At 69.1% G+C, this 25,076-nt stretch carries 25 protein-coding genes; 15 read left to right on the top strand and 10 right to left on the bottom strand.

Translation table 11 applies throughout. From position 1 onward, the window contains the following. Positions 1–218 precede the first annotated feature (218 nt). Positions 219–1,589, top strand: coding sequence for an MFS transporter (locus DY023_RS17585; protein WP_245958769.1), 1,371 nt, complete (start codon positions 219–221; stop codon positions 1,587–1,589). Positions 1,590–1,685: 96 nt separating this feature from the next. Here DY023_RS17585 and DY023_RS18115 read toward each other — a convergent pair whose 3' ends face one another. From DY023_RS18115 to DY023_RS17565, 5 genes are all read right to left on the bottom strand, one after another. Beyond that, a complete protein-coding gene (locus tag DY023_RS18115; RefSeq protein WP_181905898.1) occupies positions 1,686–2,243 on the bottom strand; it encodes a DoxX family membrane protein in 558 nt (185 codons plus the stop codon). A 103-nt stretch (positions 2,244–2,346) separates the two neighbouring features. Next, positions 2,347–2,667, bottom strand: coding sequence for a hypothetical protein (locus DY023_RS18110; protein WP_181905897.1), 321 nt, complete (start codon positions 2,665–2,667; stop codon positions 2,347–2,349). Continuing rightward, positions 2,664–3,365 carry a DivIVA domain-containing protein gene (locus DY023_RS17575; RefSeq protein ID WP_116243629.1) on the bottom strand — a complete coding sequence of 234 codons (702 nt, stop codon included), beginning with the start codon at positions 3,363–3,365 and terminating at the stop codon, positions 2,664–2,666. The genes DY023_RS18110 and DY023_RS17575 overlap by 4 nt, the downstream gene beginning before the upstream one ends. Continuing rightward, entirely contained in the window at positions 3,362–4,738 is a 1,377-nt protein-coding gene (gene purB, locus DY023_RS17570; RefSeq protein WP_116243690.1) for an adenylosuccinate lyase, read from the bottom strand. The genes DY023_RS17575 and purB overlap by 4 nt, the downstream gene beginning before the upstream one ends. Positions 4,739–4,754: 16 nt before the next feature. Further along, the gene (locus DY023_RS17565; protein ID WP_116243628.1) at positions 4,755–5,264 is read right to left on the bottom strand and encodes a low molecular weight protein-tyrosine-phosphatase; all 510 of its coding nucleotides are present in this window, start codon (positions 5,262–5,264) and stop codon (positions 4,755–4,757) included. Positions 5,265–5,409: 145 nt separating this feature from the next. On the opposite strand from DY023_RS17565, the gene DY023_RS17560 reads away from it, so the two are divergent. Further along, the gene (locus DY023_RS17560) at positions 5,410–5,670 is read left to right on the top strand and encodes a hypothetical protein (protein ID WP_116243627.1); all 261 of its coding nucleotides are present in this window, start codon (positions 5,410–5,412) and stop codon (positions 5,668–5,670) included. After that, positions 5,667–7,139: a hypothetical protein gene (locus tag DY023_RS17555; RefSeq protein ID WP_116243626.1), complete on the top strand. Its 1,473-nt coding sequence runs from the start codon at positions 5,667–5,669 to the stop codon at positions 7,137–7,139. The genes DY023_RS17560 and DY023_RS17555 overlap by 4 nt, the downstream gene beginning before the upstream one ends. 2 nt (positions 7,140–7,141) lie before the next feature. On the opposite strand, the gene DY023_RS17550 is transcribed toward DY023_RS17555, so the two are convergent. Beyond that, entirely contained in the window at positions 7,142–7,546 is a 405-nt protein-coding gene (locus tag DY023_RS17550; RefSeq protein ID WP_116243625.1) for a phage holin family protein, read from the bottom strand. Between the two features lie 103 nt (positions 7,547–7,649). On the opposite strand from DY023_RS17550, the gene DY023_RS17545 reads away from it, so the two are divergent. After that, positions 7,650–8,828 carry a MalY/PatB family protein gene (locus DY023_RS17545; RefSeq protein WP_116243624.1) on the top strand — a complete coding sequence of 393 codons (1,179 nt, stop codon included), beginning with the start codon at positions 7,650–7,652 and terminating at the stop codon, positions 8,826–8,828. Between the two features lie 69 nt (positions 8,829–8,897). On the opposite strand, the gene DY023_RS17540 is transcribed toward DY023_RS17545, so the two are convergent. Genes DY023_RS17540 through DY023_RS17530 form a run of 3 tightly spaced genes read right to left on the bottom strand, consistent with a single transcriptional unit; the run spans position 8,898 to position 11,048 of the window. Further along, a complete protein-coding gene (locus DY023_RS17540; protein WP_116243623.1) occupies positions 8,898–9,269 on the bottom strand; it encodes a type II toxin-antitoxin system death-on-curing family toxin in 372 nt (123 codons plus the stop codon). Then, a complete protein-coding gene (locus DY023_RS17535; RefSeq protein ID WP_116243622.1) occupies positions 9,266–9,472 on the bottom strand; it encodes a ribbon-helix-helix protein, CopG family in 207 nt (68 codons plus the stop codon). Before DY023_RS17535 ends, DY023_RS17540 begins: the two co-directional genes overlap by 4 nt. Positions 9,473–9,509: 37 nt before the next feature. Further along, positions 9,510–11,048, bottom strand: a complete 1,539-nt coding sequence (locus tag DY023_RS17530; RefSeq protein WP_116243621.1) for an APC family permease — start codon at positions 11,046–11,048, stop codon at positions 9,510–9,512. A gap of 137 nt (positions 11,049–11,185) precedes the next feature. Between DY023_RS17530 and DY023_RS17525 the strand changes: the two genes are divergently transcribed. The 4 genes from DY023_RS17525 (at position 11,186) to DY023_RS17510 (ending at position 15,877) form a co-directional block, all read left to right on the top strand. Next, positions 11,186–12,253: a histidinol-phosphate transaminase gene (locus tag DY023_RS17525; RefSeq protein ID WP_116243620.1), complete on the top strand. Its 1,068-nt coding sequence runs from the start codon at positions 11,186–11,188 to the stop codon at positions 12,251–12,253. Between the two features lie 94 nt (positions 12,254–12,347). Beyond that, entirely contained in the window at positions 12,348–13,472 is a 1,125-nt protein-coding gene (locus DY023_RS17520; RefSeq protein ID WP_116243689.1) for a thiamine pyrophosphate-dependent dehydrogenase E1 component subunit alpha, read from the top strand. Beyond that, positions 13,472–14,452 (top strand): alpha-ketoacid dehydrogenase subunit beta, encoded by a 981-nt coding sequence (locus DY023_RS17515; RefSeq protein ID WP_116243619.1) that lies wholly within the window; start codon positions 13,472–13,474, stop codon positions 14,450–14,452. Before DY023_RS17520 ends, DY023_RS17515 begins: the two co-directional genes overlap by 1 nt. A 57-nt stretch (positions 14,453–14,509) precedes the next feature. Next, positions 14,510–15,877 (top strand): dihydrolipoamide acetyltransferase family protein, encoded by a 1,368-nt coding sequence (locus DY023_RS17510; RefSeq protein ID WP_116243618.1) that lies wholly within the window; start codon positions 14,510–14,512, stop codon positions 15,875–15,877. 252 nt (positions 15,878–16,129) lie between these two features. Here the strand turns inward: DY023_RS17510 and DY023_RS17505 are convergent, their stop codons facing one another. After that, on the bottom strand, positions 16,130–17,332 hold the full coding sequence (locus tag DY023_RS17505; RefSeq protein WP_116243617.1) for an ROK family protein: 1,203 nt from the start codon (positions 17,330–17,332) through the stop codon (positions 16,130–16,132). Between the two features lie 118 nt (positions 17,333–17,450). Between DY023_RS17505 and DY023_RS17500 the strand changes: the two genes are divergently transcribed. From DY023_RS17500 to DY023_RS17470, 7 genes are all read left to right on the top strand, one after another. After that, the gene (locus DY023_RS17500) at positions 17,451–18,734 is read left to right on the top strand and encodes an ABC transporter substrate-binding protein (protein ID WP_181905896.1); all 1,284 of its coding nucleotides are present in this window, start codon (positions 17,451–17,453) and stop codon (positions 18,732–18,734) included. Beyond that, positions 18,731–19,642, top strand: coding sequence for a carbohydrate ABC transporter permease (locus DY023_RS17495; protein WP_116243615.1), 912 nt, complete (start codon positions 18,731–18,733; stop codon positions 19,640–19,642). The genes DY023_RS17500 and DY023_RS17495 overlap by 4 nt, the downstream gene beginning before the upstream one ends. Next, on the top strand, positions 19,642–20,550 hold the full coding sequence (locus DY023_RS17490) for a carbohydrate ABC transporter permease (protein WP_181905895.1): 909 nt from the start codon (positions 19,642–19,644) through the stop codon (positions 20,548–20,550). The genes DY023_RS17495 and DY023_RS17490 overlap by 1 nt, the downstream gene beginning before the upstream one ends. Before the next feature lie 57 nt (positions 20,551–20,607). Next, positions 20,608–22,272, top strand: a complete 1,665-nt coding sequence (locus DY023_RS17485) for a glycoside hydrolase family 13 protein (RefSeq protein WP_116243614.1) — start codon at positions 20,608–20,610, stop codon at positions 22,270–22,272. A gap of 106 nt (positions 22,273–22,378) precedes the next feature. Next, positions 22,379–23,341, top strand: a complete 963-nt coding sequence (locus DY023_RS17480) for a metal ABC transporter solute-binding protein, Zn/Mn family (protein WP_116243613.1) — start codon at positions 22,379–22,381, stop codon at positions 23,339–23,341. Further along, entirely contained in the window at positions 23,338–24,216 is an 879-nt protein-coding gene (locus tag DY023_RS17475) for a metal ABC transporter ATP-binding protein (protein ID WP_245958768.1), read from the top strand. The genes DY023_RS17480 and DY023_RS17475 overlap by 4 nt, the downstream gene beginning before the upstream one ends. Next, positions 24,213–25,073, top strand: a complete 861-nt coding sequence (locus tag DY023_RS17470) for a metal ABC transporter permease (RefSeq protein ID WP_116243612.1) — start codon at positions 24,213–24,215, stop codon at positions 25,071–25,073. The genes DY023_RS17475 and DY023_RS17470 overlap by 4 nt, the downstream gene beginning before the upstream one ends. Positions 25,074–25,076 lie beyond the last annotated feature (3 nt).

The following is a 25,076-nucleotide window of genomic DNA, read 5'->3' as shown; positions in this document are numbered from 1 at the left end:
GCGCGTGGTCGAAATCGCATCCGGAAAGGGACCCTGAGCGGCATTATCCACCGCGTGGTCGAAAACGCATGTGCCAATCTGACCAGGCGACGCCCGCACCGCTGCCCGCGCGCGGGAATACCGCCGCGCAGCATCCGCTTGTCACCAGGGTGACAGTCTCCTCAGCGCGCGCGTCGGTCGGCCTCCGTTCCGAACGCGGGCCTGTCCTCGGCGCGCTGATGCTGTCCACCGGACTCATCGCGATCGACGCGACCATCCTCGCCACCGCGGTGCCCAGCATCGTGCGCGACCTCGGCAGCTATCAGCAGTTCCCCTGGCTGTTCTCGGTCTACCTGCTCGCCCAGGCGGTGAGCGTGCCGATCTACTCGCGGTTCGCCGACACGATCGGGCGCAAGCCCATCATCATGATCGGCATCGGACTGTTCCTGCTGGGGTCGGTACTCTGCGGGTTCGCGTGGAGCATGACCGCGCTGATCGTGTTCCGCGTGGTGCAGGGGCTCGGTGCCGGGGCGGTCGCCCCGATGTCGATGACGATCGTCGGTGACATCTACACCGTGGCCGAACGGGCGAAGGTGCAGGGATACATCGCCAGCGTGTGGGCGGTGTCCTCGGTGGTGGGGCCTGCGCTGGGCGGTCTGTTCGCGCAGCTCGACGCCTGGCGATGGATCTTCTTCGTCAACGTCCCGCTGTGCGCGCTCGCCGGATGGATGCTGCTGCGCCGCTATCACGAGCAGACCGAGAAGCGGCGGCACCGCATCGACGTCGCCGGAGCCGTGCTGCTCACGGTCGGGCTCACCGGCATCATCCTCGGCCTGCTCGAGGGCGGGAACGCATGGGCGTGGTTCTCGGCGCCGAGCCTGCTCTGCTTCGGCCTCGGGGCCGTCGCGCTGGTCGCATTCGCGCTCGTGGAGCGCCGTGCCGCCGAACCGATCATCGACTTCACGCTGTTCTCGCGCCGGCTGATCCTGACGACCACGGTGGTCTCCCTAGGCGTCGGCGCGCTGATGATCGGCGTGACGAGCTTCGCTCCGGCCTACCTCGAGGGCTCCATCGGCATCGCTCCGCTGCTGTCGGGGCTGGCCGTCGCCGCGCTGACACTCGGCTGGCCGATCGCCGCGGCCAACGTCGGGCGGCTCTACCTGCGGATCGGATTCCGGCGCACGGCGGTGATCGGGCTGTCGATCGCCTCGGTGGCCGCGATCGCACTCGCCCTGGTGGCACGCTGGCCGAACCCCTTCTCGGTCGCTGCGATCGCGTTCGTGCTGGGCTTCGGCCTTGGTTGGAGTGCCGCGCCGACGCTGATCGCCGCACAGGCATCCGTCGGCTGGGGCGAGCGTGGCGCCGTCACCGGCATGAACGCCTTCGCCCGCTCGGCCGGCAGTGCCGTCGGTGTCGCGATCTTCGGCGCGATCTCGAATGCGGTGATCGCCCGGGGCGCCGGTCCGCAGGACCCGGCGACGATCGTGTCGGCGTCGACCTGGGTGTTCATCGCCGCTGCGGTCGTCGCCGTGCTGACGCTGATCGCCGCCTCGTTCATGCCGCGTGACGGCGCGATGACCGGCGACGGGGAACCTGTCGCGACCGAGTGATCCGGATGCTGCGGGTCGGCCGCCCGGCGGCACTCTGCGCCGCGCAGGCGCCGACCCGTCATCGCCGGACGCCCCCCAAGCGCCCGGCGACGACGTTCAGGCGAGCCAGTCGTAGCGCTGCACCAGCGGGGTGGACCGCCACCAGCGGCCGAGACCCAGGTGATCGCCGGACGGGGAGAACGCGAGCAGCAGCGCTGCCGCCACGGCGAACAGATGCTCGTCGAGGAACGGGTTGTTGGCCAGCGGGAACGACGAGAACCACAGCAGCAGCATGAACGCCGCCGCGCCGATCCCCGTGATGCGCACACCGACGCCGAGCAGCAGGGCGAGCCCCGCGCCGAGCGTCCCGAGCAGGTAGAGCGCGTCGACGACCGGGTGACCGGCGATCGGATGCAGCGCGCCGTAGGCGAAGCCGGCCGGATCGAGCCCGAACTCCAGGTACCCGCGTGTGGGCGAGAACCCGTTGATCAGGGCCTTGCCGGGCTCCGTGGCGAGGCCCAGACCGAAGACCTTGTCCAGTCCCGCCCAGAGCAGCTGCCAGCCGAGGGCGATGCGCAGTGCGCCCAGCAGGATGGCCGGCACCTTCGCGCTGGAGCGGTCCGTGCGGGGCGCGGAGTGCGCCGTTTCCGTGGGCGTGATGGTGGCGTCCGTCATGTGTTCCTCCGGTTGGTTAGGGTTACCTAACCAACGTAGGTGATGACGGGAAGCGCCCCCGAATGTGACGGAAAGCGACGGCGCGATCGTCAGCGGCGAGGTCTCAACCGCGGAGCGCTGATTCCTCGGGCCAGAAGTTCCGCTCGTACTCCGCCAGCTGCGCAGCGACGCCGTCGAAGAAGTCGTCCACGGTCTTCGCGTCGTAGCCGGGGTGGAACGTGCGCGTGCGCGGGATCTCACGGACGACGACGTCCTTGGCGCGCAGGGATGCCTGCTCGCCGCGCTCCCACGACTCGAGAGCGGCGCGGCACTCCTCGAGCAGCTCGTCGACGCCCTCGACCGCATAGACCGGGGCGTTCGCCGTGGCGAACAGGGTGTGCGGCAGTTGCACCGCTGCGACGTCCGAGCTGTGCACGGCCTTCATCGGTCGCCGTTCCTGCCGTACTTGTTCCGGATGTCGTCGAGCATCCCGCGCAGCTGAGCCTCTTCACGCTGTTCCTGCTCGACCTGGAGCCGGTTCTTCGGCTCGGAGTGCCGCAACTGTATGACTGCGCGATCGAGCAGGTCGTCGACGGCATCCGCGTCGTAGCCGAGTCCGAGCAGCGAGACGGCCTTGAACTCCTTGTGCACGATGTCGTCGGAGTGCAGGCCGGCCGGCTTCCCGCGCTCCACGTTCGACAGTGCGGTGGAGATCTCACCGACGAAGATGTCCACCTCGTCGATGGCGTACCGGCCTCCCACCCGCCGCTGCGGGATCCGCGCGGTCGTGAGCTCGTAGCTGCGCACCGGCTCGACCGCGGCTGCACTGCCCGTCGACTTCGACGACGCCCCAGGCGCCCCCGTGCCGTCCCGCTCGTAAATGCTCAACTGCACCGCGATCCGGTCGAGCAGGTCGTCGACGGCATCCGCGGAGTAGCCCGCGCCCTTCGGCAACCCTGCCGCCACGACATCCGCAGCCTTCAGGGTCGCGGGCTCGCCGCGCTCCCAGGCCTCCAGTGCGGCCCGGCAGGCGTCCAGCCGCGCATCGACCGCCTCGACGGCGTACGCGGGCCGGCGCGACGTGGCGAACGGGGCTTCCGGCAGGTGCGCTCCCGCCACGTCGGCTGCGGTCAGGGCCCTCACTTCGCGAGCTGCTCGGCGATGCCCGTGTAGGTCGCCGGGGTCAGCGCCAGCAGACGCTGCTTGGCCGCGTCACCGATCTCGAGGCCCTCGACGAAGGATGCCAGGTCGGCAGGGCCGACGCGGTGTCCGCGGGTGAGCTCCTTGAGCAGCGCGTAGGGATCGGCGATCGTGGAGCGCCCGGCGACGACCTCGGCGCGGATCACGGTCTGGATCGCCTCGGCCAGCACCTCCCAGTTGGCGTCGAGGTCGGCCAGCAGCACGTCGCGCGAGAGCGAGACCTCGTTCAGGCCGCGTCGCAGGTTGTCGAGCGCGAGCAGCGAGTGCCCGAGCGCGACGCCGATGTTGCGCTGCGTGGTCGAGTCGGTGAGGTCGCGCTGCATCCGGCTGGTGACCAGCGTCTGCGAGAGCGAGCCGAGCAGCGCGGCCGACAGTTCGAGGTTGGCCTCGGCGTTCTCGAACCGGATCGGGTTGATCTTGTGCGGCATGGTCGACGAGCCGGTCGCGCCCGCGACCGGGATCTGCGCGAAGTACCCCATCGAGATGTAGGTCCACATGTCGGTGGCGAGGTTGTGCAGGATGCCGCCGGCGTGACGGATGCGGTCGTACAGCTCGACCTGCCAGTCGTGCGACTCGATCTGGGTGGTCAGCACGTTGAAGCCGATGCCCATGCCCTCGATGTACTCGCGGGCGACGGCCGGCCAGTCGACGTCGGGCTCGGCCGAGAGGTGCGCCGACCAGGTTCCGGTCGCGCCGGAGAACTTGGCCAGGTAGTCGGAAGCGGCGATCTGGCCGCGCACGCGCTCCAGGCGCCACGCGAAGACCGCGAGCTCCTTGCCCATGGTCGACGGCGTGGCCGGCTGGCCGTGCGTGTGCGACAGCATCGGGGCATCCGCGTGCTCGGTGCCCAGGTCGCGCAGCTTGGCGATCACGGCGTCCAGAGCCGGCAGCCAGACCTCCTCGACGGCGCGCTTGACGGTCAGCGCGTACGAGGCGGAGTTGACGTCCTCGCTGGTGCACGCGAAATGCGTCAGTTCGGCGATGGCGTCCAGGCCCAGCGTCGAGAGCCGGTCGCGCACGAGGTACTCGACGGCCTTCACGTCGTGGCGGGTGACGGCCTCCTTGGCGGCGAGCCAGTCGATCTCGTCCTGGCCGAAGTCGCGGTAGAGCGCGCGCAGCTGCTCCTTCTGCGCGTCGGTCAGGGGCGAGGTGCCGAAGATCGAGCGGTCGGTGAGCGCGATGATCCACTCCACCTCGACCTCGACGCGTGCACGGTTCAGGCCCGCCTCGGAGAGGTAGTCGGCGAGGCCGGTCGTGGCGGCGCGGTAGCGGCCGTCGAGCGGGCTGAGCGGCTGGGCGGGAAGCTGAGTGGACAGGGGAGTACCTCCGGTTTCAGGCCCGCGCGCGCGGAAGTCGCAGCGCCGGTTCGAGCTGATGGAACAGGCCGCGGGTCGCGACCTCAATCATATCGAGCACCGAATCGAACATCTCGGGCCCGGCGTAGTACGGATCGGGCACGTCCATGCTGGAGGCGTGTGAGTCGAAGGAGCGCAGCAGCGTGACCTTGCCCTCGTCGTCGTCGGTGCGCGCCCACTCGCGCAGGATGCGCTCGTGTGTGCGATCGAGTGCGATCACGAGGTCGTTCTCGCGCCAGGATGCCGCGGAGAACTGTCTCGCCCTGTGCAGCGACCCGTCGTACCCGTGCCGCTCGAGGGCCTCGAGGGTGCGCTGGTCGGCGCGCTCGCCGAGGTGCCAGTCGCCGGTGCCCGCGCTGCGGGACACCAGGCGTGAACCCAGCCCGTGCTCGTCGGCGAGGGCGCGCAGGACGACCTCGGCCATCGGCGAGCGGCAGATGTTGCCCGTGCACACGAAGATGACGCGGAAGGGCTCCGGGTCTGTCATCGTTCCATTCTGCTCTCCACGCCCGTGCTGCGGGAGGCGCGACCCGCATCCCACAGGCGGAGTTCACCGCGAGTTCTGCACAGCGTCGCGCGGACCCAGGGGAGAGCCGAAGAGCGGATGCCGCGATCCGAGCATCCTGGTGGGCATGATCGACATGACTCTCACGTCGCCCTCTCCGCAGGAGGTCTGGGCGTACGCCGTGGCCACGCATGCACTCGATGAGGCTGCGAGCCGGCTCGGCTCCGCCGGGGTGCTGCTCGACGCCCTGGCAGAGGCCACGCAGTGGCGGGTTGCAGCGGGACAGGTCGTACACGCGCGGATCACGGAGTTCCGCGGCCAGGTGCACGGCGCGATGGTGACGGTGCGAGTGCTGCGCGGCGCCCTGGAAGCGCAGCTGGTGTCATGACGACCGATGCGGCGCTCGGGGAGGCCGGCGGGGGATACGGCGGGGCGGGACACGGTGGCGACTCTGCGAGCGGGGCGCGGGGTGCAGAGACGGCGGCCCTGATCCCTCCGCTCCCGAAGGGCGATGGCCTGCAGATCATGTCCGGCGGGGCCATCGCCGTCGACACGGAGGACATGCGGGCCGCGGCGGTGCAGCTGGATGCTGTGGCGACGAGTCTCGGTGGGGCGACCGATGCACTCCGCCGGGCCTGGCAGGCCGTGGACACGGCGAGCGGACTGCGTATCAACGGCAGTTCGTTCGGGACATGCGCGGTTCAGGTCGAGCGGGAGCAGGAGGCCGTCGTGCGACTCGGCGAAGACATCCGCCGGATGGCGGACATCTTCGAGTACGTCGACCTCTGCGCGCGCCGGGAATCGCTCGCGGTGAACTTCCCCTCGGAGGCGGCGGCTCTGCAGGAGCGCATCGACACGCTGCTGGCATCCGACCCCGCCATCACCGAGGGCGTCGATGAATGGCTGCGGGTGTGGGAGCAGAACAGATACAGCGGCGCAGAGGTGACGGCGGATGCTCTGCGGATGTCCCCGTTCCTCTCGGCTGCGCTCGGAACCGTGCTGATGCCCCTCGGCCTGCAGCTGGTCGGGCATGCCGCCGGCATTCGGCTCCCGCAGCTGCTGGGCTGGGTTCCCGAGGAGGCGAAGCGCCGCGGACTCGGCACGATCGAACCCGGCGAGCGGCTCACAGGACGCGGCCCGGCCGTGGAGGTGGACAAGACCGTGCGCTCGGCGCCATCCGGGCCTCCGGCCGGCACCCGCGCGGCGTTCGAGCGGCTGCGCGGAAACAAGGGCGGCCAGCAGGTGCGCATCGACAAGTACGCGATGCCCGACGGCAGCAGTCAGTATCAAGTGTTCATCGACGGGACCGACGACCCGCTCGACACATCTGACAGCCCGTGGGACATGACATCCAACGTCGACATGTATCTGAAGCGCGAGGCAAGTGCCTCGTACGAGGCGGTGGAGCTGGCGATGGCGGAGGCGGGGATCGAGGCGGGTGACACCATCGACATCGTCGGGTACTCGCAGGGCGCGATGATCGGGTCCTTCCTCGCGGCCGAGGGCGTGTACGACGTGCGGACGCTGACGACCTTCGGCAATCCGACGCCGGTGGCCCTGGGCGAACGCACCCTGGTCGCCGACATCCGCCACACCGACGATCTGGTCGGCGGAGCGCTGTCCGCCGGGGGATCGGCGGGCACGACCGGATCGTCGGACAGTTTCGTGGCGGTACGGGAGGCCGACGCGCTGCTACCCGTGATCGGCAGCCACTTCCCCAGCGCATACGAGGAGACGGCGGGACTGCTCGACGCTTCCGGAGACCCGCGCCCCGAGGCGCTGCAGCAGCGCTGGAACGAACTGAATGCCGCGACGAAGGTCGAATCGTTCTCGTACCGTGCGCGCGAGGTGGGGTGAAGTCAGTGGCGTGCCGAGTCCTTGCGCTGCGGCCGCAGGATGATCCCGAAGATCCAGTTGATGACCGAGATGACGATCGCGGCGACGATGCCCCACCAGAACGAGTTCACCTCGAGGCCCCAGCCGAAGAAGTGCGTGATCCAGGCGGTCAGCCACAGCAGGAAGCCGTTGATGACCAGTCCGATCAGTCCGAGGGTGAGGATGTACAGCGGCAGGGCGACGATCTTGATGATCGTCCCGACGATGGTGTTGACCAGCGCGAAGATCAGCGCGATGCCGAGCAGGGTGATGATCATCTGCAGGTCGCGGCCGGGTGGGAACGGGCGCACGCTCACCTCGAGCACCGGCATGAGGGTGACGACCCAGATGGCGAAGGCGTTGACGACGACGCGGACGAGGAATCGCATGCTCCGAGTCTGACAGCCGAACCGCCGTCGCGCATCAGCCACGCGTGTTGCCCCATGAGTCGGCGGCATCCGTCGCCCGCCGAGGACGTGGAAGACTCGATCCATGGCCTACGACTTCGAGACGGTGATCGACCGCACCGGCACCGGTGCCGCCAAGTGGGAGGAGATGCGCGAGGCGAACCCCGACGTTCCGCCGGGCATCTCGCCGTTCTCGGTCGCCGACCTCGACCTGGCCATCGCGCCCGAGATCATCGACGGCCTGCGCGAGCACCTCCGCACCGCCGTGCTCGGCTACACGATCGCGACCGACGACTACTGGGACGCGGTGACCGGCTGGTTCCAGCGCCGGCACGGCTGGACCGTCGACCGGGAGCAGATCTCGCTCGCCCCCGGTATCGTGCCCGCCTTCTTCACCGCGATCCGCGCGTTCACCGAGCAGGGCGACGGTGTGATCGTGCAGACCCCGGCGTACTACCCGTTCTACCGCGGCATCCTCTCCAACGGCCGCACCGTCGTCGGCAACCCGCTGGTGCTGCGCGACGGGCGCTGGCGGCTCGACCTCGACGACCTCGAGGCCAAGGCCAAGGACCCGCGCAACAAGGTGCTGCTGTTCTGCAGCCCGCACAACCCCACCGGCCGGGTCTGGGAGCGCGACGAACTCGAGGCCGTCGCCCGCATCGCGCTCGAGAACGACCTGATCGTGGTCAGCGACGAGATCCACTTCGACCTCGTGCTGCCCGGCAGCACGCACACGGTGTTCTCCACGCTGAGCCCCGAGATCGCCTCGCGGACCGTCGTGTGCACGGCCCCCAGCAAGACCTTCAACCTCGCCGGCATGCAGACCAGCAACATCGTCATCACCGACCCCGTGCTGCGCGAGACCTACAACGACGAGCGCACCCGGACAGGCTTCTTCACCCTGAACGCGCTGGGATTCGAGGCCTGCCGCCTGGCGTACACCGAGGCGGAGCCCTGGCTGGAGCACCTCATCGAACTCGTCGCCTCGAATCACGCGCTCGTGAAGCGGTTCTTCGCCGAGCGGATGCCCGAGGTCACCGTGTTCGATCTCGAAGGCACCTACCTGCAGTGGATGGACTTCCGCGCCTTCGGTCACGACGCCGAGGAGCTCAAGCGCATCAACGAGCAGGAGGCGCACGTCTTCTTCGACGAGGGGGCGATCTTCGGCCCGGAGGGCGAGGGGTTCGAGCGCATGAACCTCGCCGCTCCGCAGCACGCCATCACCGCGGCGCTGGAGCGCCTCGCCGCGGCCTACGGTCGCTGACCTTCCCGGCCCCTTCGCGAACTGAGGAGCCCAGGTGTGGGTCGCTGAGCCTGTCGAAGCGCCCCGCCGTCAGCTTCGCCGCACGTGCGCGGCGAAGCTCGCGGCGATCTCGGGCAGGTCGAGCCGACTCTGTGCCACGCCGAGCACGAGGTCGAACGCCTCGTCCTGTGTGAATGTCACCTCGTATCCGTTGATCTTCAGGAACGCGAAGGTCAGGAACAGTGACAGTCTCTTGTTCCCGTCGAACAGCGAGTGATTCTGCGCGATCGAGCTGATCAGCGCCGCGGCCTTCTCCTCGATCGTCGGATACGCGTCGACACCGAACATGCTCGCCGCGGGTCGCGCCAGCGCGGAGAAGAGCAGCCCCTGGTCGCGGACGTGCAGGCCGAGCTTGGCGACCACCGCGAGCGCTTGCTCGGGATCGATGTACTCGGCCGTCATGCGTCTTCGAGTCGAGTGATCGTCTCGGCGTAGTGATCGGCGATCTCATCGATCGCGCTGAGGACCTTCGCGGTCTTCGCCTCACTGGAGGCGAAGCGCTGCGCCGCCTCGATGATCACCGCGTGCTTCGACATGTGGCGGGCACGCGCGATCTCCTCCAGCTGCGCGTCGAGCTCCGCCGGAATCCGCACAGTCATTGCCATACCAGAATGGTATCACTCTGGTATGGCAATGACTCGGTCAGATCCCGCCGTCGATCGACCGGGGGAACTCGGCCGGATCCTCGGGAACGAGCACCTCGGTGTCGCGGTTGAGGCTCTCGCCGGCGAAGAACCGCTTCGAGCGCGGCATCAGGTACCAGACGAACATCAGCACAAGGCCGACGGCGAGCGAGCCGATCCCGACGACGAAGGTGCCGCCGATGCCGAACAGCACGGTGTAGCCGTAGTCCACGTCCCACATGTCGACCGCGGACTGCACGAACGCGCCGGTCAGCAGCAGGCCGCCGAGCACAGGGAAGATGCCCTTGAACCACAGGTCGCGCGCCGAGTTCTTCAGCTCCTTGCGGAAGTACCACGCGCACGCGAACCCGGTGATCGCGTAGTAGAACGCGATGGCGAGGCCGAGCGAGAGGATCGAGTCCTGCAGGATGTTGTCGCTGATCAGGGTCATGCCGACGTAGTACGCGACCGCGACGACGCCCATCACGATCGTCGAGAACGACGGCGTCTTGTACACCGGGTGCACGTCCTTGAACTTCTCGGGCAGCGCGCGGTAGACGCCCATCGCGAGCGTGCCGCGCGCGGTCGGCAGGATCGTGGTCTGGGTCGACGAGACCGCCGAGATGATCACGGCGACCACGAGCACCCAGCCGAACGGGCCGAGCAGGCCGTCCTTGATCGCGAGGAAGAAGTCGTCGGCGTGCGCCTCGTTGCCGAGGCCCGTGCCCTCCTCGCCGAGGCCGGCGTACATCATCGCGGCGATCGTCACGGCGACGTAGGTGACCAGCAGGATGACGCAGGTGAGCAGCGCCGCGCGGCCGGGGATGCGCTTCGGATCCTTGGTCTCCTCGTTCAGCGCGAGGCACGTGTCCCAGCCCCAGTAGATGAACAGAGCGAGCAGGATCGCCTCGGTGAAGCCCGACCATGAGGTGAAGGCGAACGGGTTCAGCCACTCCCACGAGAAGGCCGTGGCATCCGGGGCGTTGCCGGTGGTGATCTGGACGGCGACGGCGACGATGAACACGACGAGCGCCAGGTACTGGACGCCGAGCAGCACGTTCTGGATGCGCTCGCCGATCTCGACACCGCGCCAGCTGACCCAGGTCATCGCGGCGATGAAGAGCACGGCGACGAGCACCACCCGCAGGTCGCTGTTCTCCAGGTCCTGCCCGATCAGGGCCCAGAAGTAGACCGACGCGATCTGGGCGAGGTTGGCGAGCACGACCATGCCGGCGACGGCCACGCCCCAGCCGCCCATCCAGCCGACCCACGGGCCGAACGCCTTCGTTCCCCACGTGAACGTGGTGCCGCAGTCCGGCACGGCGTTGTTCAGCTCGCGGTAGGCGAAGGCGATGAGCAGCATCGGGATGAAGGCGAGGATGAACGCGATGGGCGCTTGCGCGCCCACGGCGATGACCACCCAGCCCAGCGAGGCGACGAGCGAATACACCGGCGCCGTCGAGGCGAGGCCGATCACGGTGGATCCCCACAGGCCGAGTGTTCCGGCGGCGAGACCCTTGCCTTCAGGGCGCTCCAGGCGTATTGGCGTCGTTGACATGAGGGAGATCGTAAGCAGAACTACGATTTCCGGTCAAGATTGGAGTTGAACCTGCGGATTTCGAATTTGTAACGCGCTCAGAGTGCGAAATCGGCAACCCATCGTTGTGTCGAATGCGGGGATTCTAGACTTGTGCCGTGACTGAGCCGATCCTGCCCCGCATCCGCCCCGAGATCGCGGCGCTGCCGCCGTATCGCCAGGGCAAGCAGGCGGGCGCCGATGCGTTCAAGCTGTCCAGCAACGAGAACCCGTTCGAGCCGCTGCCGTCGGTGGTCGAGGCGCTGCAGCACACGACTCCGGTGAACCGCTACCCGGATGCCACGGCCGGAGCCCTCCGTGCCCGGCTGGGGGAGAAGTACGGCGTCGCCTCTGATGCGGTGCACGTCGCCGCCGGATCGGTGTCTATCCTGCACCAGCTCGTGCTCGGCACCTCGAGCGTCGGTGACGAGGTCGTCTACGCCTGGCGCTCCTTCGAGGCCTACCCGAGCCTGCCCCTGGTCGCAGGCGCCACGGGCGTGCAGGTGCCGCTCGCTCCGGGTGCGCGGCACGACCTCGACGCGATGGCTGACGCCATCACCGACCGCACCCGCGTGGTGATCGTCTGCACCCCCAACAACCCGACCGGCCCGATCGTCACCAGCGCCGAGTTCGCAGCCTTCCTCGAGCGGGTGCCGCAGGATGTGCTCGTCATCCTCGACGAGGCCTACGCCGAGTTCGTCACCGACCCCGAGGCCGTCGACGGTCTGGAGGAGCGCATCTTCGAGACGCATCCGAACGTCGTCGTGCTGCGCACGTTCTCCAAGGCCTACGGGCTCGCAGGTCTCCGTGTCGGTTACGCGATCGGGCATCCGCGGGTGCTCGACGCGGCCCGCACCACCGGCATCCCGCTGTCGGTCACCAGCGCCGCGGAGAACGCGGCCATCGCCAGCCTGGATGCCGAGGACGAGCTGATGGAGCGCGTGGCCGTCATCGTCGAGCGGCGCGACCGCCTGGTCACCGGCCTGCGCGAGCTGGGCTGGAAGGTGCCCGACTCGCAGTCCAACTTCGTGTGGCTGCGCACCAAGGAGCGCACCGACGAGATCGCCGAGGCGTTCGTCGCCGCCGGCCTGATCGTCCGCCCGTTCTCGGGCGACGGCATCCGCATCTCGGTCGGCGAGGAGGAGTCGCTCCCACGCGTGCTCGAGGTCGCCGCCGCCGTCCGCTGACCGCTGACCCCCGGGATTCTCCGGAATCCGAGCAGATACTAGGGCCCCCGAACTATGCGTGACCGGGCATGCGGGCGCGGGTACCGTGGAGCGGGTGACCTCTTCTGAGACCCCCCTCGTCCGCGTCCTGGACGCCGACGGACGGTTCGCTCCGACGGATGCCGCAGAGCAGTACCTGCCCCTGATCGAGGCGCTCTCCGACGCCGAGCTCGAGCAGTTCTACCGCGACATGGTCGTCATCCGCGCGATCGACACCCAGGCCACCAACCTGCAGCGTCAGGGCCAGCTGGCCCTGTGGCCGCCGAGCCGCGGGCAGGAGGCCGCGCAGGTCGGCTCGGCCTACGCCGCCCGCCCGCAGGACACGATCTTCCCGTCCTACCGCGAGCACGTCGTCACCCGCATCCGCGGCGTCGACCCGGTCGACATCATCAAGCTCATGCGCGGCGTCTCGCACGGCGGCTGGGACCCGACCGACCCGAAGAACGGCAACACCCGGCTCTACACGCTCGTCCTCGGTTCGCAGACGCTGCACGCGGCCGGCTTCGGCATGGGCCTCGCGTTCGACGGCAAGTGCGGCACCGGCGATCCCGAGCGCGACGAGGCGGTCGTGGTCTACTACGGCGACGGCGCCTCCAGTCAGGGCGATGTGCACGAGGCGATGGTCTTCGCCGCGAGCTACGACGCGCCCGTGCTGTTCTTCCTGCAGAACAACCACTGGGCCATCTCGGTGCCGGTCGCCACGCAGTCCAAGGTCCCGCTGGTCGGGCGCAGCGCCGGATACGGCATCCCCTCGGTGCGCGTGGACGGCAACGACGTGCTCGCCAGCTACGCCGTCTCGCGCACGCAGCTCGATGAGGCGCGCGCCGGCGGCGGTCCCCGCGCGATCGAGGCCGTGACCTATCGGATGGGGGCGCACACCACGAGCGACGACCCCACGAAGTACCGCGGCAACGCCGAGGAGCAGGAGTGGGCGCTGCGCGACCCGATCACGCGCATGCGCACGTTTCTGGAGGGCCGCGGTGCCGCGGCATCCCTCTTCGCCGACGTCGACGCCGAGGCGGCGGATGCCGCGGAGGATCTGCGCTCGCGCAGCGTCGCGCTGCCCGAGCCCGGCCCCGACGCGATCTTCCGGCACGTGTACAGCGAGCCGCATCCGCTCATGACCGAGCAGGAGAAGTGGCTCGCCGACTACGAGGCATCCTTCGAAGGGGGTCAGTGATGACGATCGAGACCATGCCCCTCGCGAAGGCGCTCAACGCGGGACTGCGCAAGGCCATGCAGGACGACCCGCGCGTGATGCTGATGGGTGAGGACATCGGACCGCTGGGCGGCGTCTTCCGTGTCACCGAGCATCTGCAGGCCGAGTTCGGCGACCGCCGCGTGCTGGACACCCCGCTCGCCGAGTCCGGCATCGTCGGCACCGCGATCGGCCTCGCGATGGCCGGGTTCCGCCCGGTGTGCGAGATCCAGTTCGACGGCTTCGTGTTCCCCGCCTTCGACCAGATCACGACGCAGCTGGCGAAGCTGACCAACCGGCACGAGGGATCGCTGTCGCTGCCGGTCGTGATCCGCATCCCGTACGGCGGGCACATCGGTGCGATCGAGCACCACCAGGAGAGCCCGGAGGCGTACTTCACGCACACTCCCGGTCTGCGCGTGGTCAGCCCGTCGACGCCGAACGACGCGTACTGGATGATCCAGGAGGCGATCGCCTCGAACGACCCGGTGATCTTCTTCGAGCCGAAGAGCAAGTACTGGCAGAAGGGCGAGGTCGAGCTGGACGCCTCGGCCGCTCCGCTGCATGCGACCCGCGTCGTGCGCCGCGGCACCGACGTGACGCTCGTCGGCCACGGCGCGATGGTCACCACCCTGCTGCAGGCCGCGGCGCTCGCCGAGGCCGAGGGCACCAGCTGCGAGGTCATCGACGTGCGCTCGCTGTCGCCGGTGGACTACGGCCCCATCCTCGACTCGGTGCGCTCCACCGGACGGATGGTGTACGCGCAGGAGGCCCCCCAGCACACCAGCCTGGGCAGCGAGATCGCCGCGACGGTGATGGAGCGCGCGTTCTACGCGCTCGAGGCACCGGTGCTGCGCGTCTCGGGCTTCGACACCCCGTTCCCGCCGGCCAAGCTCGAGGGCCCGTATCTGCCCGACGCGGATCGCGTCCTCGAAGCCGTCGACCGCTCCCTCGCCTACTGATTTCCCTGTCCGGTTCCTGAGCTTGTCGATGGGCCCCCACTCCCGAAGGATCACACCATGAGCACTCAGACCTTCACCCTCCCCGACGTCGGCGAGGGCCTCACCGAGGCCGAGATCGTCAGCTGGAAGGTCGCCCCCGGCGACACCGTCGCGGTCAACGACGTCATCTGCGAGATCGAGACGGCGAAGTCGCTCGTCGAGCTGCCTTCGCCGCATGCGGGCGTGGTCGGCGAGGTGCTCGTCGAGGAGGGGAAGACGATCGACGTCGGTACCCCGATCATCACGTTCGTCACCGAGACGGCGGATGCTGCGGCTCCTGAGCGAGCGAAGCGAGACGAAGGGCCGGCCGCCGAGGGCGGCGGCGCCGTGCTGGTCGGCTACGGCACGGGTGGCGGGGCGACCTCGCGGCGCCGCAAGCCGGCCGAGCGCCCGGTGCGATCATCGGTGGGCGTGATCGCGAAGCCCCCGATCCGCAAGCTCGCCCGCGACCTCGGTGTGGAGCTGGCATCCGTGACGCCGACCGGCGCCGACGGTGAGGTGACCCGCGACGACGTCATGAAGCACGCCTCGCAGGCGAGCGTCTTCCGCAACATCGAGACGCCGGAGTGGGGCGACGTGCGCGAGGAGGTGCTTCCGGTTCCTGAGCGAGCGCAGCGAGACGAAGGGCCGGTGGGCCTCGCCCGCGGGCTGAATCCGGTTCCTGAGCGAGCGCAGCGAGACGAAGGACGCACCGAGGCCATCCCGGTGAAGGGCGTGCGCAAGGCGAGCGCCAACGCGATGGTGCAGAGCGCGTACTCCGCCCCGCACGTGACGGTGTGGAAGGAGGTCGACGCGACCCGCACGATGGAGCTCGTCAAGAGGCTGAAGGCCTCGCCCGACTTCGCCGACATCAAGGTCTCGCCGCTGCTGATCATGGCGCGTGCCGTGATCTGGGCGCTGCGTCGCACCCCGATGGTGAACGCGGCGTGGGTCGACACAGCCGACGGCGCCGAGATCGCCGTGCGGCACTACGTGAACCTCGGCATCGCCGCGGCGACGCCGCGCGGCCTGATCGTGCCGAACATCAAGGACGCCCAGACGCTCGGCATGAAGGACCTCGCCCGCGCGCTGAACCGGCTCACGCTCACCGCGCGCGAGGGCAAGACCGCTCCGGCCGACCAGCAGGGTGGCACGTTCACGATCACGAACATCGGCGTGTTCGGGATGGATGCCGGCACGCCGATCATCAACCCGGGCGAGGCAGGCATCGTCGCGATGGGCACCATCGCCCAGAAGCCCTGGGTCGTCGACGGCGAGGTGCGCCCGCGCTGGGTCACCACGGTCGCCGGTTCGTTCGACCACCGCGTGATCGACGGCGACGGCATGAGCCGCTTCATCGCCGATGTCGCCGCGATCCTCGAGGAACCCGCGCTGCTCGTCGACTGAGACCGTGCTGCCCCTGCAGGTGGCGGACGTTTCTGCGTCTGGCGGGCGACTCGCCGCGGTCGGATCCGCCATCCGTCGTTCGGTCCGCCATCTGCAGGCGGCGGCGGATGCCGGGTGGCTGTCGGGTGGTGGCGCCGGGCTCTGGCGAACCTGCAGGTGGCGGATGTTTCTGCGTCCGGCGGGCGACTCGCCGCGGTGTAGTCCGCCATCCGTCGTTCGGTCCGCCGCCTGCAGGCGGCGAACTCGCGAAAGCTAGCCCTGCAGCCGCTGCTGCGCGAGCGCCGGCACGGCGCGCGTGCGGGCGGCATCCCGCGCAGTGGCGACCGCGCCGAGTGACACGACATCCGCGCCGAGCGTCGAGGCCAGAAGCTCGGGCGCCGGAAGATGCAACTGCGACGGCAGGCTGCGCCGAGCAGCCGCCAGCACCGGCTCGATGCTGTCGGCGATCGCGCCGCACACGATGACCCGCGACGGGTCGAAGGTGCTGCCGAGCACGCCGATGATGATGGCGACGGTCTCGCCGACCCGCTCGGCGATCAGCGCGGCATCCGCATCGCCGGCGGCGGCGAGTTCGAGCACTGTACGCGGATCGATGTCCTTGCCGTCCGCGAGTGCGCCGACGGCACCGGATGCCGCGATCACCCCGGCGGCGACCGCGCCACGCACTTCGCGCTCGATCGCGTAGCGCAGTCCGTACGCGGTTCCGACCCCGACGACGTGATCGAACACGACGCCCTCGCCCACACCGCCGTGCGCGCCGTGCAGCAGGTGGCCGTCGACGACCACGCCGGCACCGAAGCGCTCGCCGGCGAGCAGGGCGACGTAGTCCTGGCATCCGACCGCGGCGCCGCCGGCGCCTTCTGCCGCGGCGGCGAGCGAGGCGTCGTTCTTGACCTCCACGATCGGCGCCCAGTCGGTGAGCAGGTCGGCGAGCCCGGGGTTGGTGCGCTCCCAGAAACCCTCCGGGTGCGGCGGCGACATCCCGTCGCGGTTCACAGGGGCGGCGACGCCGGCACACGCGGCCAGCACCGCGGAACGTTCCGATCCGGCATCCTGCAGAGTCTCGTCGAGCAGTCCGCCCAGAGTGCGGCGTCGTGCGCCGGCCGAGGCGGTGCGTGGCACCTCGATCCTGCGATGCGCGAGGACGGCGTCGAAGGGGTCGGCCACGGTCACAGCCAGGTGGGACAGCCCCGAGTCGATGCCGATCACCACGCCGAGGTCGTCGGTGATCTCGAACCGCCGGGCAGGGCGACCACCGCGGTACTCGCCGGCGGAGCGGGCGTTGGGCAGCTCGCGGAGCAGGCCGATGCCGACCAGCGTGTCGATCGCCTCGATGACGGTCGAGCGGGTGAGGGCGGTCGCGGTCATCGCGTCGGTCGCGGTGAACGCCCCGGTGCCCCAGGCGACGTCGAGCACTGCGCCGACGCTCGCCCGGCCGGCGGCGGAAATCGTCATGGGTCTTGACCCTCCTCCCTCTGAGAGGGTAGCGTCATCCACAGTTGATTTGGTGACTAGATTTACTCAAGGAATCTAGCGCGACGGAAGGACGACGGTGTCTCGACGATTGACACGGATGCGGCGCATGGCCGCCGCGGGGACGGTGATGATCCTGGGCGGGGCGCTGCTCGCCGGCTGCTCGGCCGACGGCCGCGAGACCATCCGGTTCACCTTCAGCAAGCGCGAGGCGATCGCCTTCATGACCGAACTGGTGGCGAAGTACAACTCCTCCCAGGACGACGTGCGCGTCGTGATCGACACCTCCGGAGTCGATGTGGTCTCGGCCAGCTTCGTGCGCGGCAATCCGCCCGACATCATGCTGGCGAACTACAACATGGAGGTCTCGCGGTTCGTCGAGCGCTGCGCGCTGAGCGATCTGAGCGACACCGATGCGGCATCCGAGATCAAAGACGAGTACCAGCCGCTGCTCGACCAGTACGGCGTCTGCGCCGGCCGCACCAGCGCCCTGCCGTACTCGGTGATGGCCGCGTCGGTCATCTACAACAAGCAGATCTTCGACGAGAACGGCGTCGAGGTGCCGAAGACGTGGGACGAGCTGCTCGCCGCGTGCGAGACCCTGAAGGCCGCCGGTGTCACGCCGTTCGAGGCCACCCTCAAGGACGACTGGACCGTCGGCCAGGGCTGGTTCGACTACACCGTGGGCGGATCGATCGACGTGCTGCAGTTCTTCGACGACCTCAAGGCCGAGGGCGCCGACGTCGGGCCGGAGTCCGAGACCTCGTTCTCGAAGGACTTCGCCGAGCCGATGGCGAAGATGCAGCAGCTGCTCGACGGCAACACCAACGAGGATGCCCCGAGCCGCGGCTACAACGACGGCAACCTCGCCTTCGCCCAGGGCAAGGCGGCGATGTACCTGCAGGGTCCGTGGGCGTTCAGCGAGATCGCCAAGACGGCGCCCGACCTCGAGCTCGGCACCTTCCCGCTGCCGATGACGGACAGCGAGGACGACCTCGCCGTGCGCGTCAACCTCGACCTGGCCGCGATGATCCCCGAGGGATCCCGGCACAAGGAGGCTGCACGCGACTTCCTGGAGTACCTGTATCAGCCGGAGAACATCGAGGAGTACAACGCCTCGCAGCTCGGCTTCACCCCGACCGAGAGCGCCCCCGCTCCGGACGACCCGCGCATCGAGGGCATGATCCCCTTCGTGGATGAGGGGCGCATCTACCAGGGTCCGTCGGTGCTCGTGCCCAAGACCATCCCGGTCTTCAACTACGCCCAGGCGATGGCGCTCGGCGCCGACCCGGCATCCGTCCTGGCGACCATGGACGCCGACTGGGCACGCGTGGCGTTCCGCGCCCCGGTGCTGAAGAGCGAGACGAAGGAGTCCGCGAAATGACCACCACGACGACCATCGTCACCGCCGGGGATCGCACGATCCGCCGCAGCAGCCGCCGGGTCGAGCCCATCTACTACGTGTTCCTGCTGCCCAGCCTCGTGCTGTTCACGCTCGCGATCACGGTGCCCGGCGTCATCGGCATCTTCTTCAGCTTCACCGACTCCATCGGCATCGGCGACTGGAGCTTCAACGGCCTCACCAACTACATCGCCCTGTTCAGCGATCCGGCCATCCTGCAGAGCTACCTGTTCACGTTCGGCTTCTCGATCGCGACGGTCATCGTCGTGAACGTGATCGCGTTCCTGCTCGCGGTGGGGCTCACCTCCCGCATCCGCATGAAGACCGGGCTGCGCGCGGTGTTCGTGATCCCGATGGTGATCTCGGGCATCATCATCGCCTACGTCTTCAACTTCCTGTTCTCGAACTCGCTGCCCGCCCTCGGGTCGGCCCTGGGCATCGAGTGGCTGCAGACCAGCCTGCTCGCGAACCCCGACCTGGCCTGGACCGCGATCGTGGCGGTCACCGCCTGGCAGGCGATCCCCGGGACGCTGCTGATCTACATCGCGGGGCTCCTGTCGGTGCCGGGCGACGTCTACGAGGCGGCCGACATCGACGGCGCCTCGAAGCTGCAGCAGCTCACCCGCATCACGCTCCCGCTCGTCGCCGGCTACGTGGTCATCAACGTGATCCTCGGCTTCAAGGGCTTCCTGAACGCCTACGACATCATCGTCGGTCTCACCAACGGCGGCCCCGGCACCGCCACCCGCAGCATCGCGATGACCATCATCACCGGCTTCAACGGCGGCGACTACGCCTACCAGATGGCCAACGCGACGATCTTCTTCATCGTCGCCATCCTCATCTCCCTCCTTCAGCTCTCGCTGACCCGCGGAAGGAACGCACTCTGATGTCAACGCAGACACTCATCGCCGTCGAGGCCGAGGCCGCCCGCGAAGGGCGCACCGGGCGAAAGGGCCGCGCGCCCCGCATCCGGATGGAGCGGGTGAACTGGTCGGGCACGATCATCCTCATCCTGTGCGCGGTCACTGTGCTGCTCCCGCTGTACGTCACCATCTCGATGGCGTTCAAGACGACGAACCAGGCCGTCGACGGCAACGCCTTCTCGCTGCCGGCGCCGTTCTCGATCGACGGGTTCGTGCAGGCCTGGAACCTCACGAAGTTCCCGGTCGGCGCAGGGATATCGCTGCTCGTGACCGCGGGGACCGTCGTGGCGACCATCATCCTCGCCGCCTTCGCGTCCTACGCGATCGTGCGCAACTGGGACCGCCGGCTGTTCCGGTACTCGTTCTTCTACCTGCTCGCGGCGATGTTCATCCCGTTCCCCGTCGTGGCGCTGCCGCAGATCCAGCTCACCGGCCGCGTGGGACTGGACAACCCGTTCGGCGTGATCATCCTCGCGACCATGTTCCAGCTCAGCTTCAGCGTGCTGCTGTTCACCGCGTTCCTGAGGTCGATCCCGCTCGAGCTCGAAGAGAGCGCACGCATCGACGGCGCGAGCACCTGGCAGACGTTCTGGCGCATCATCTTCCCTCTGCTCGGCCCCATGAGCGCGACGGTCGGCATCTTCGCGTTCCTCTACGCCTGGAACGACTTCATGATGCCGTCGCTGATCATCTCGGATCCCGCACTGCAGACCCTTCCCGTGCGGCAGAACCTGTTCCAGACCCAGTTCAGCAACAACTACAACGTGTCGTTCGCCTCGTACCTCATGGCGATGGCACCGGCCATCGTCGCCTACCTGTTCACCCAGCGCTGGGTGATGGAGGGCGTCACGCAGGGCGCCGTCAAGGGCTGAGCGACTCGCGATCACCACGACCGACACCGAAGAGAAAACGAAGGAGCCTCACCTCTCATGACCGACGCGCTCGTCATCGACACCCCCGAAGACCAGCGGACGCCCGCCTGGTGGCGCCAGGCCGTCGTCTACCAGATCTACCCGCGCAGCTTCGCCGACGCGAACGGCGACGGCATCGGCGACATCCCGGGCATCCTGTCCCGCGCCGACTACCTGGCCGATCTCGGCATCGACGCGGTGTGGCTGAGCCCGTTCTACCCGTCGGCGCTCGCCGACGGCGGATACGACGTCGCCGACTATCGCGACGTGGATCCGCGGCTGGGCACCCTCGCGGACTTCGACGCCATGGTCGCGGCGCTGCACGCGCGGGGGATCAAGGTCGTGGTGGACATCGTGCCGAACCACACGTCGAACCTGCACGCCTGGTTCCAGGAGGCGCTCGCCGCGGGACGCGGATCCGCCGCCCGCGACCGCTACATCTTCCGGGACGGCGCCGGACCCGACGGGGCGGAGCCGCCGACCGACTGGCAGTCGACCTTCGGCGGCGGCGCCTGGGAGCGGGTGGAGGACGGCCAGTGGTACTTCCACCACTTCGCCGTCGAGCAGCCCGACCTGAACTGGGCGAACCCCGAGGTGCGGGCGGACTTCGTGAAGACGCTGCGGTTCTGGTCGGACCGCGGGGTCGACGGATTCCGCATCGACGTCGCGCACATGCTGACGAAGGACCTCACCGAGCCGCTGCCCTCCACCGCCGAGCTGGCGGCCATCCCGCGCGACGGTAACCACCCGCTGTTCGACCGCGACGACGTGCACGAGGTGTACGCCCAGTGGCGCGAGGTGTTCGACTCGTACGACCCGCCGCGCACCGCTGTGGCGGAGGCGTGGGTGGAGACGCCCGAGCGCCGCGCGAAGTACGCATCGGCGGAGGGGCTGGGGCAGGCCTTCAACTTCGACCTGCTCGTCGCCGACTTCGACGCCGCGCAGTTCCGCACGATCATCGCGGACAACCTCGCGCAGGCCCGGATGACCGGATCGTCGACGACCTGGGTGCTGTCGAATCACGACGTGACCAGGCACGCGACCCGGTACGGGCTTCCGGCGCTGAACGGCCGAACGGTCAAGCAGGGCACGGAGTGGGTGGCGGCAGGCGGTCCGGAGGAGCGCCTGGACCGTGCGGGTGGCGGGCGCCGGGCGCGCGCCGCGACGATGCTGCTGCTCGGCCTGCCCGGCAGCACCTACATGTACCAGGGTGAGGAGCTCGGCCTGCACGAGGTGGCGGCGATCGCGCCGGATCAGCGTCAGGATCCCGCCTTCTTCCGTGGTGGCGCGTTCGACGGGCTCGGCAGGGACGGATGCCGCGTGCCGCTGCCCTGGACGGCATCCGGAACCTCGTTCGGATTCGGCGCCGACGGCGCGCACCTGCCGCAGCCGGCCTGGTTCTCGGAGCACGCCGTGGATGTCGAGGCGGCTGACTCCGGGTCGACGCTCAACCTGTACCGCGAGGCGCTGCGGCTGCGGCACGAGCTGCAGACCGGTGAGGAGCTCGAGTGGATCGAGACCGGTCGCGACGACGTGCTGCGCTTCGTCCGGCCGAACGGCTGGCAGGTCGTGACGAACTTCGGCACCGAGCCGTATCCGCTGGACGGCGAGGTCGTGCTGGTGAGCGGGCCGGTCGAACCGGGCGTCCTGCCGGCGGAGACCACGGTCTGGCTGAAGGGCTGACTGCCGCTTCGACGGGCTCAGCGACCCATGGGGTCCTGAGCCCGTCGAAGGACAGCGGTCGCCTTCGCTTTTGAGAATGATTCTCATATCCGTTAGTGTCGTACTCATGAAGAAGACGGCATGGGCGATTCTGGCGGCGACCACCACGATCGGCGCGCTCGCGCTGAGCGGATGCTCGTCGCCGGCGACATCCGATGACGGCCGCGTGCAGGTCGTCGCCTCGACCAACGTCTACGGAGACATCGCCGCGACCATCGGCGGCGACAGGGTCGACGTCACGAGCATCATCGACGACGCCGCGAAGGACCCGCACTCCTACGAGGCATCCGCCCGCGACCGGCTCTCCGTCAGCAAGGCCGATCTCGTGATCGAGAACGGCGGCGGCTACGACGCCTTCATGGAGTCGCTCCGCGACGGCTCGGATGCCACGGTGATCACCGCCGTCGAGTTCTCGCATGACTTCCCCGGGGCCGAGGAGGAGCACGAGGATCACGCCGCCGACCACGACGGCGAGGAGGGCCACGAGGGGCACGATCACATCGAGGGGTTCAACGAGCACGTGTGGTTCGACGTGCACACCATGATCCATGTCGTCGAGCACGTCTCCGAAGACCTCACCGAGCTCGACCCGAAGGGTGAGTCCGAGTACACGAAGAACGCCGAGAAGCTCGTCGCCGAGCTCGAGGCCTTCGAGAAGGAGCTCGGCACGCTGCACGAGGCGAACGAGGGGCGCCCGATCTTCATGACCGAGCCGCTGCCGGGCTACCTCGCAGCGGCGATGGGCCTCGACGACGTCACCCCCGACGGCTTCTCCGAGGCCGTCGAGGAGGGCAACGACGTCGCTCCGGCCACCCTGCTCGCCGCGCGGAAGCTGATCGACTCGCGTCAGGTCGATGCGGTGCTCACCACCGTGCAGACCTCGGGCGGCGAGACCGGCGAGGTCACCGGCGCGGCCGAGAAGGTCGGCATCCCCGTGGTGCCGTTCAGCGAGCTGCTCGCCGCGGATCAGTCGTACGCTGAGTGGATGCACGACGCGATCCAGAGCCTCGCCGACGCCCTCGACCGGTGAGCGGCGCTGCGCGCCGGCGGGTTCCGGGGTCTCCCATCGACAGCCCGCCCATCCTCGAGATCCGCGGCGCGGCGCTGCACCGCGAGGACCGCGAGCTCTGGTCGGGCCTCGACCTCGACGTGCACCCCGGCGAACTGATCGCCGTGCTGGGTCCCTCCGGCTCGGGCAAGACCACCCTGCTCAGGGCGATCCTCGGACTGCAGCCGCTCTCCGCCGGCGACATCCGCTTCGAGGGCGAGCCGATCCGCACCGGCAACAAGCGGGTCGGCTACATCCCGCAGCAGCATCCCTTCCCTGCCGACACGTCGATGCGCGCGCGAGACCTCGTCGCCCTGGGGGTGCACGGAACGCGGTTCGGCCTGCCGATCCCGCACCGCGGTGACCGCGAACGCGTCGACGAGCTGCTCGCGGCCGTCGGCGCGACCGACTTCGCCGACCGTCCCGTCGGCCTGCTGTCCGGCGGCGAGCAGCAGCGGCTGCGCGTCGGGCAGGCGCTCGCCGACCAGCCCGCACTGCTGCTCTGCGACGAGCCGCTCTCGAACCTCGACCTCGCCAATCAGCGCGCGGTGATCGACATCATCGATCGCCAGCGTCGCGAGAAGGATGCCGCGGTGCTGCTGGTCACGCACGACATCAACCCGCTGCTGGGCAAGGTCGACCGCATCCTGTACATCGCCTCGGGCAGGTTCGTGCTGGGGCGCCCTCAGGAGGTGCTGCGCAGCGACGTGCTGACCGACCTCTACGGCACCGCCGTGTTCGTGCTGCGCGCCGGCGATCGCCTCGTGGTCGTGGGGGCACCGGATGCCGAGACGAGGCACGAGCACGAGCACGACCATGAGCACGAGATCGGCGACGTGCCGGGAGGTTTCGCATGATCCCGCTCGCGCTCGACTGGAGCGACATCTTCTCGTTCCAGGATTACGGCGAACTGGTCGTCCTGCTGTCGAATTCGATCATCGCCGGCGCGGTTCTCGGCCTGGTCGGCGGCCTCATCGGCGTGTTCGTGATGCAGCGCGACCTCGCCTTCGCGGTGCACGGCATCAGCGAGCTCTCGTTCGCGGGGGCGGCGGCCGCACTGCTCTTCGGGGGCAGCGTCGTGGCCGGATCCATCGGCGGGGCACTGGTTGCGGCCGTCGTGATCGGCCTGCTCGGCACCCGTGCCAGGGAGCGCAACTCGCTGGTCGGTGTCCTGATGCCGTTCGGTCTCGGCCTCGGCATCCTGTTCCTGTCGCTCTACGACGGCCGCAGCGCGAATCGGTTCACCCTGCTGACCGGGCAGATCGTCGCCGTGTCGAGTCCCGACCTGGGCTGGCTGATCGGCATCGGGGTGGTGGTGCTGGCGGGACTTCTGCTGATGTGGCGGCCGCTGCGCTTCGACTCGCTCGACCCGGTGTCGGCTGCGGCGCGCGGCGTGCCCACCCGCGCGGTGAGCCTGCTGTTCATGGTTCTGCTCGGGCTGATCGTTGCGGTGGCGGTGCACATCATCGGCGCGCTGCTGGTGATGGCGCTGCTGGTCACGCCGGCCGCCGCCGCGATGCGCGTCAGTGCGGGGCCGATCGCCGTGCCGGTGCTCTCTGCGGCGTTCGGTTTCGTCGCCGCCGTCGGCGGCATCCTGCTGGCGCTCGCCGGCACGCTGCCGGTGAGCCCCTACATCACGACGATCTCGTTCCTCATCTACCTCGGATGCTGGGCCGTGCAGCGCTTCCGCGGACGCGTGCGCCGCACGGCCTGAACG

Source organism: Microbacterium bovistercoris, assembly GCF_003387575.1.
GTDB lineage: Bacteria > Actinomycetota > Actinomycetes > Actinomycetales > Microbacteriaceae > Microbacterium > Microbacterium bovistercoris.
Note: the sequence above shows the minus strand (reverse complement) of the source record. Positions and strands in the feature narration are given on the sequence as shown.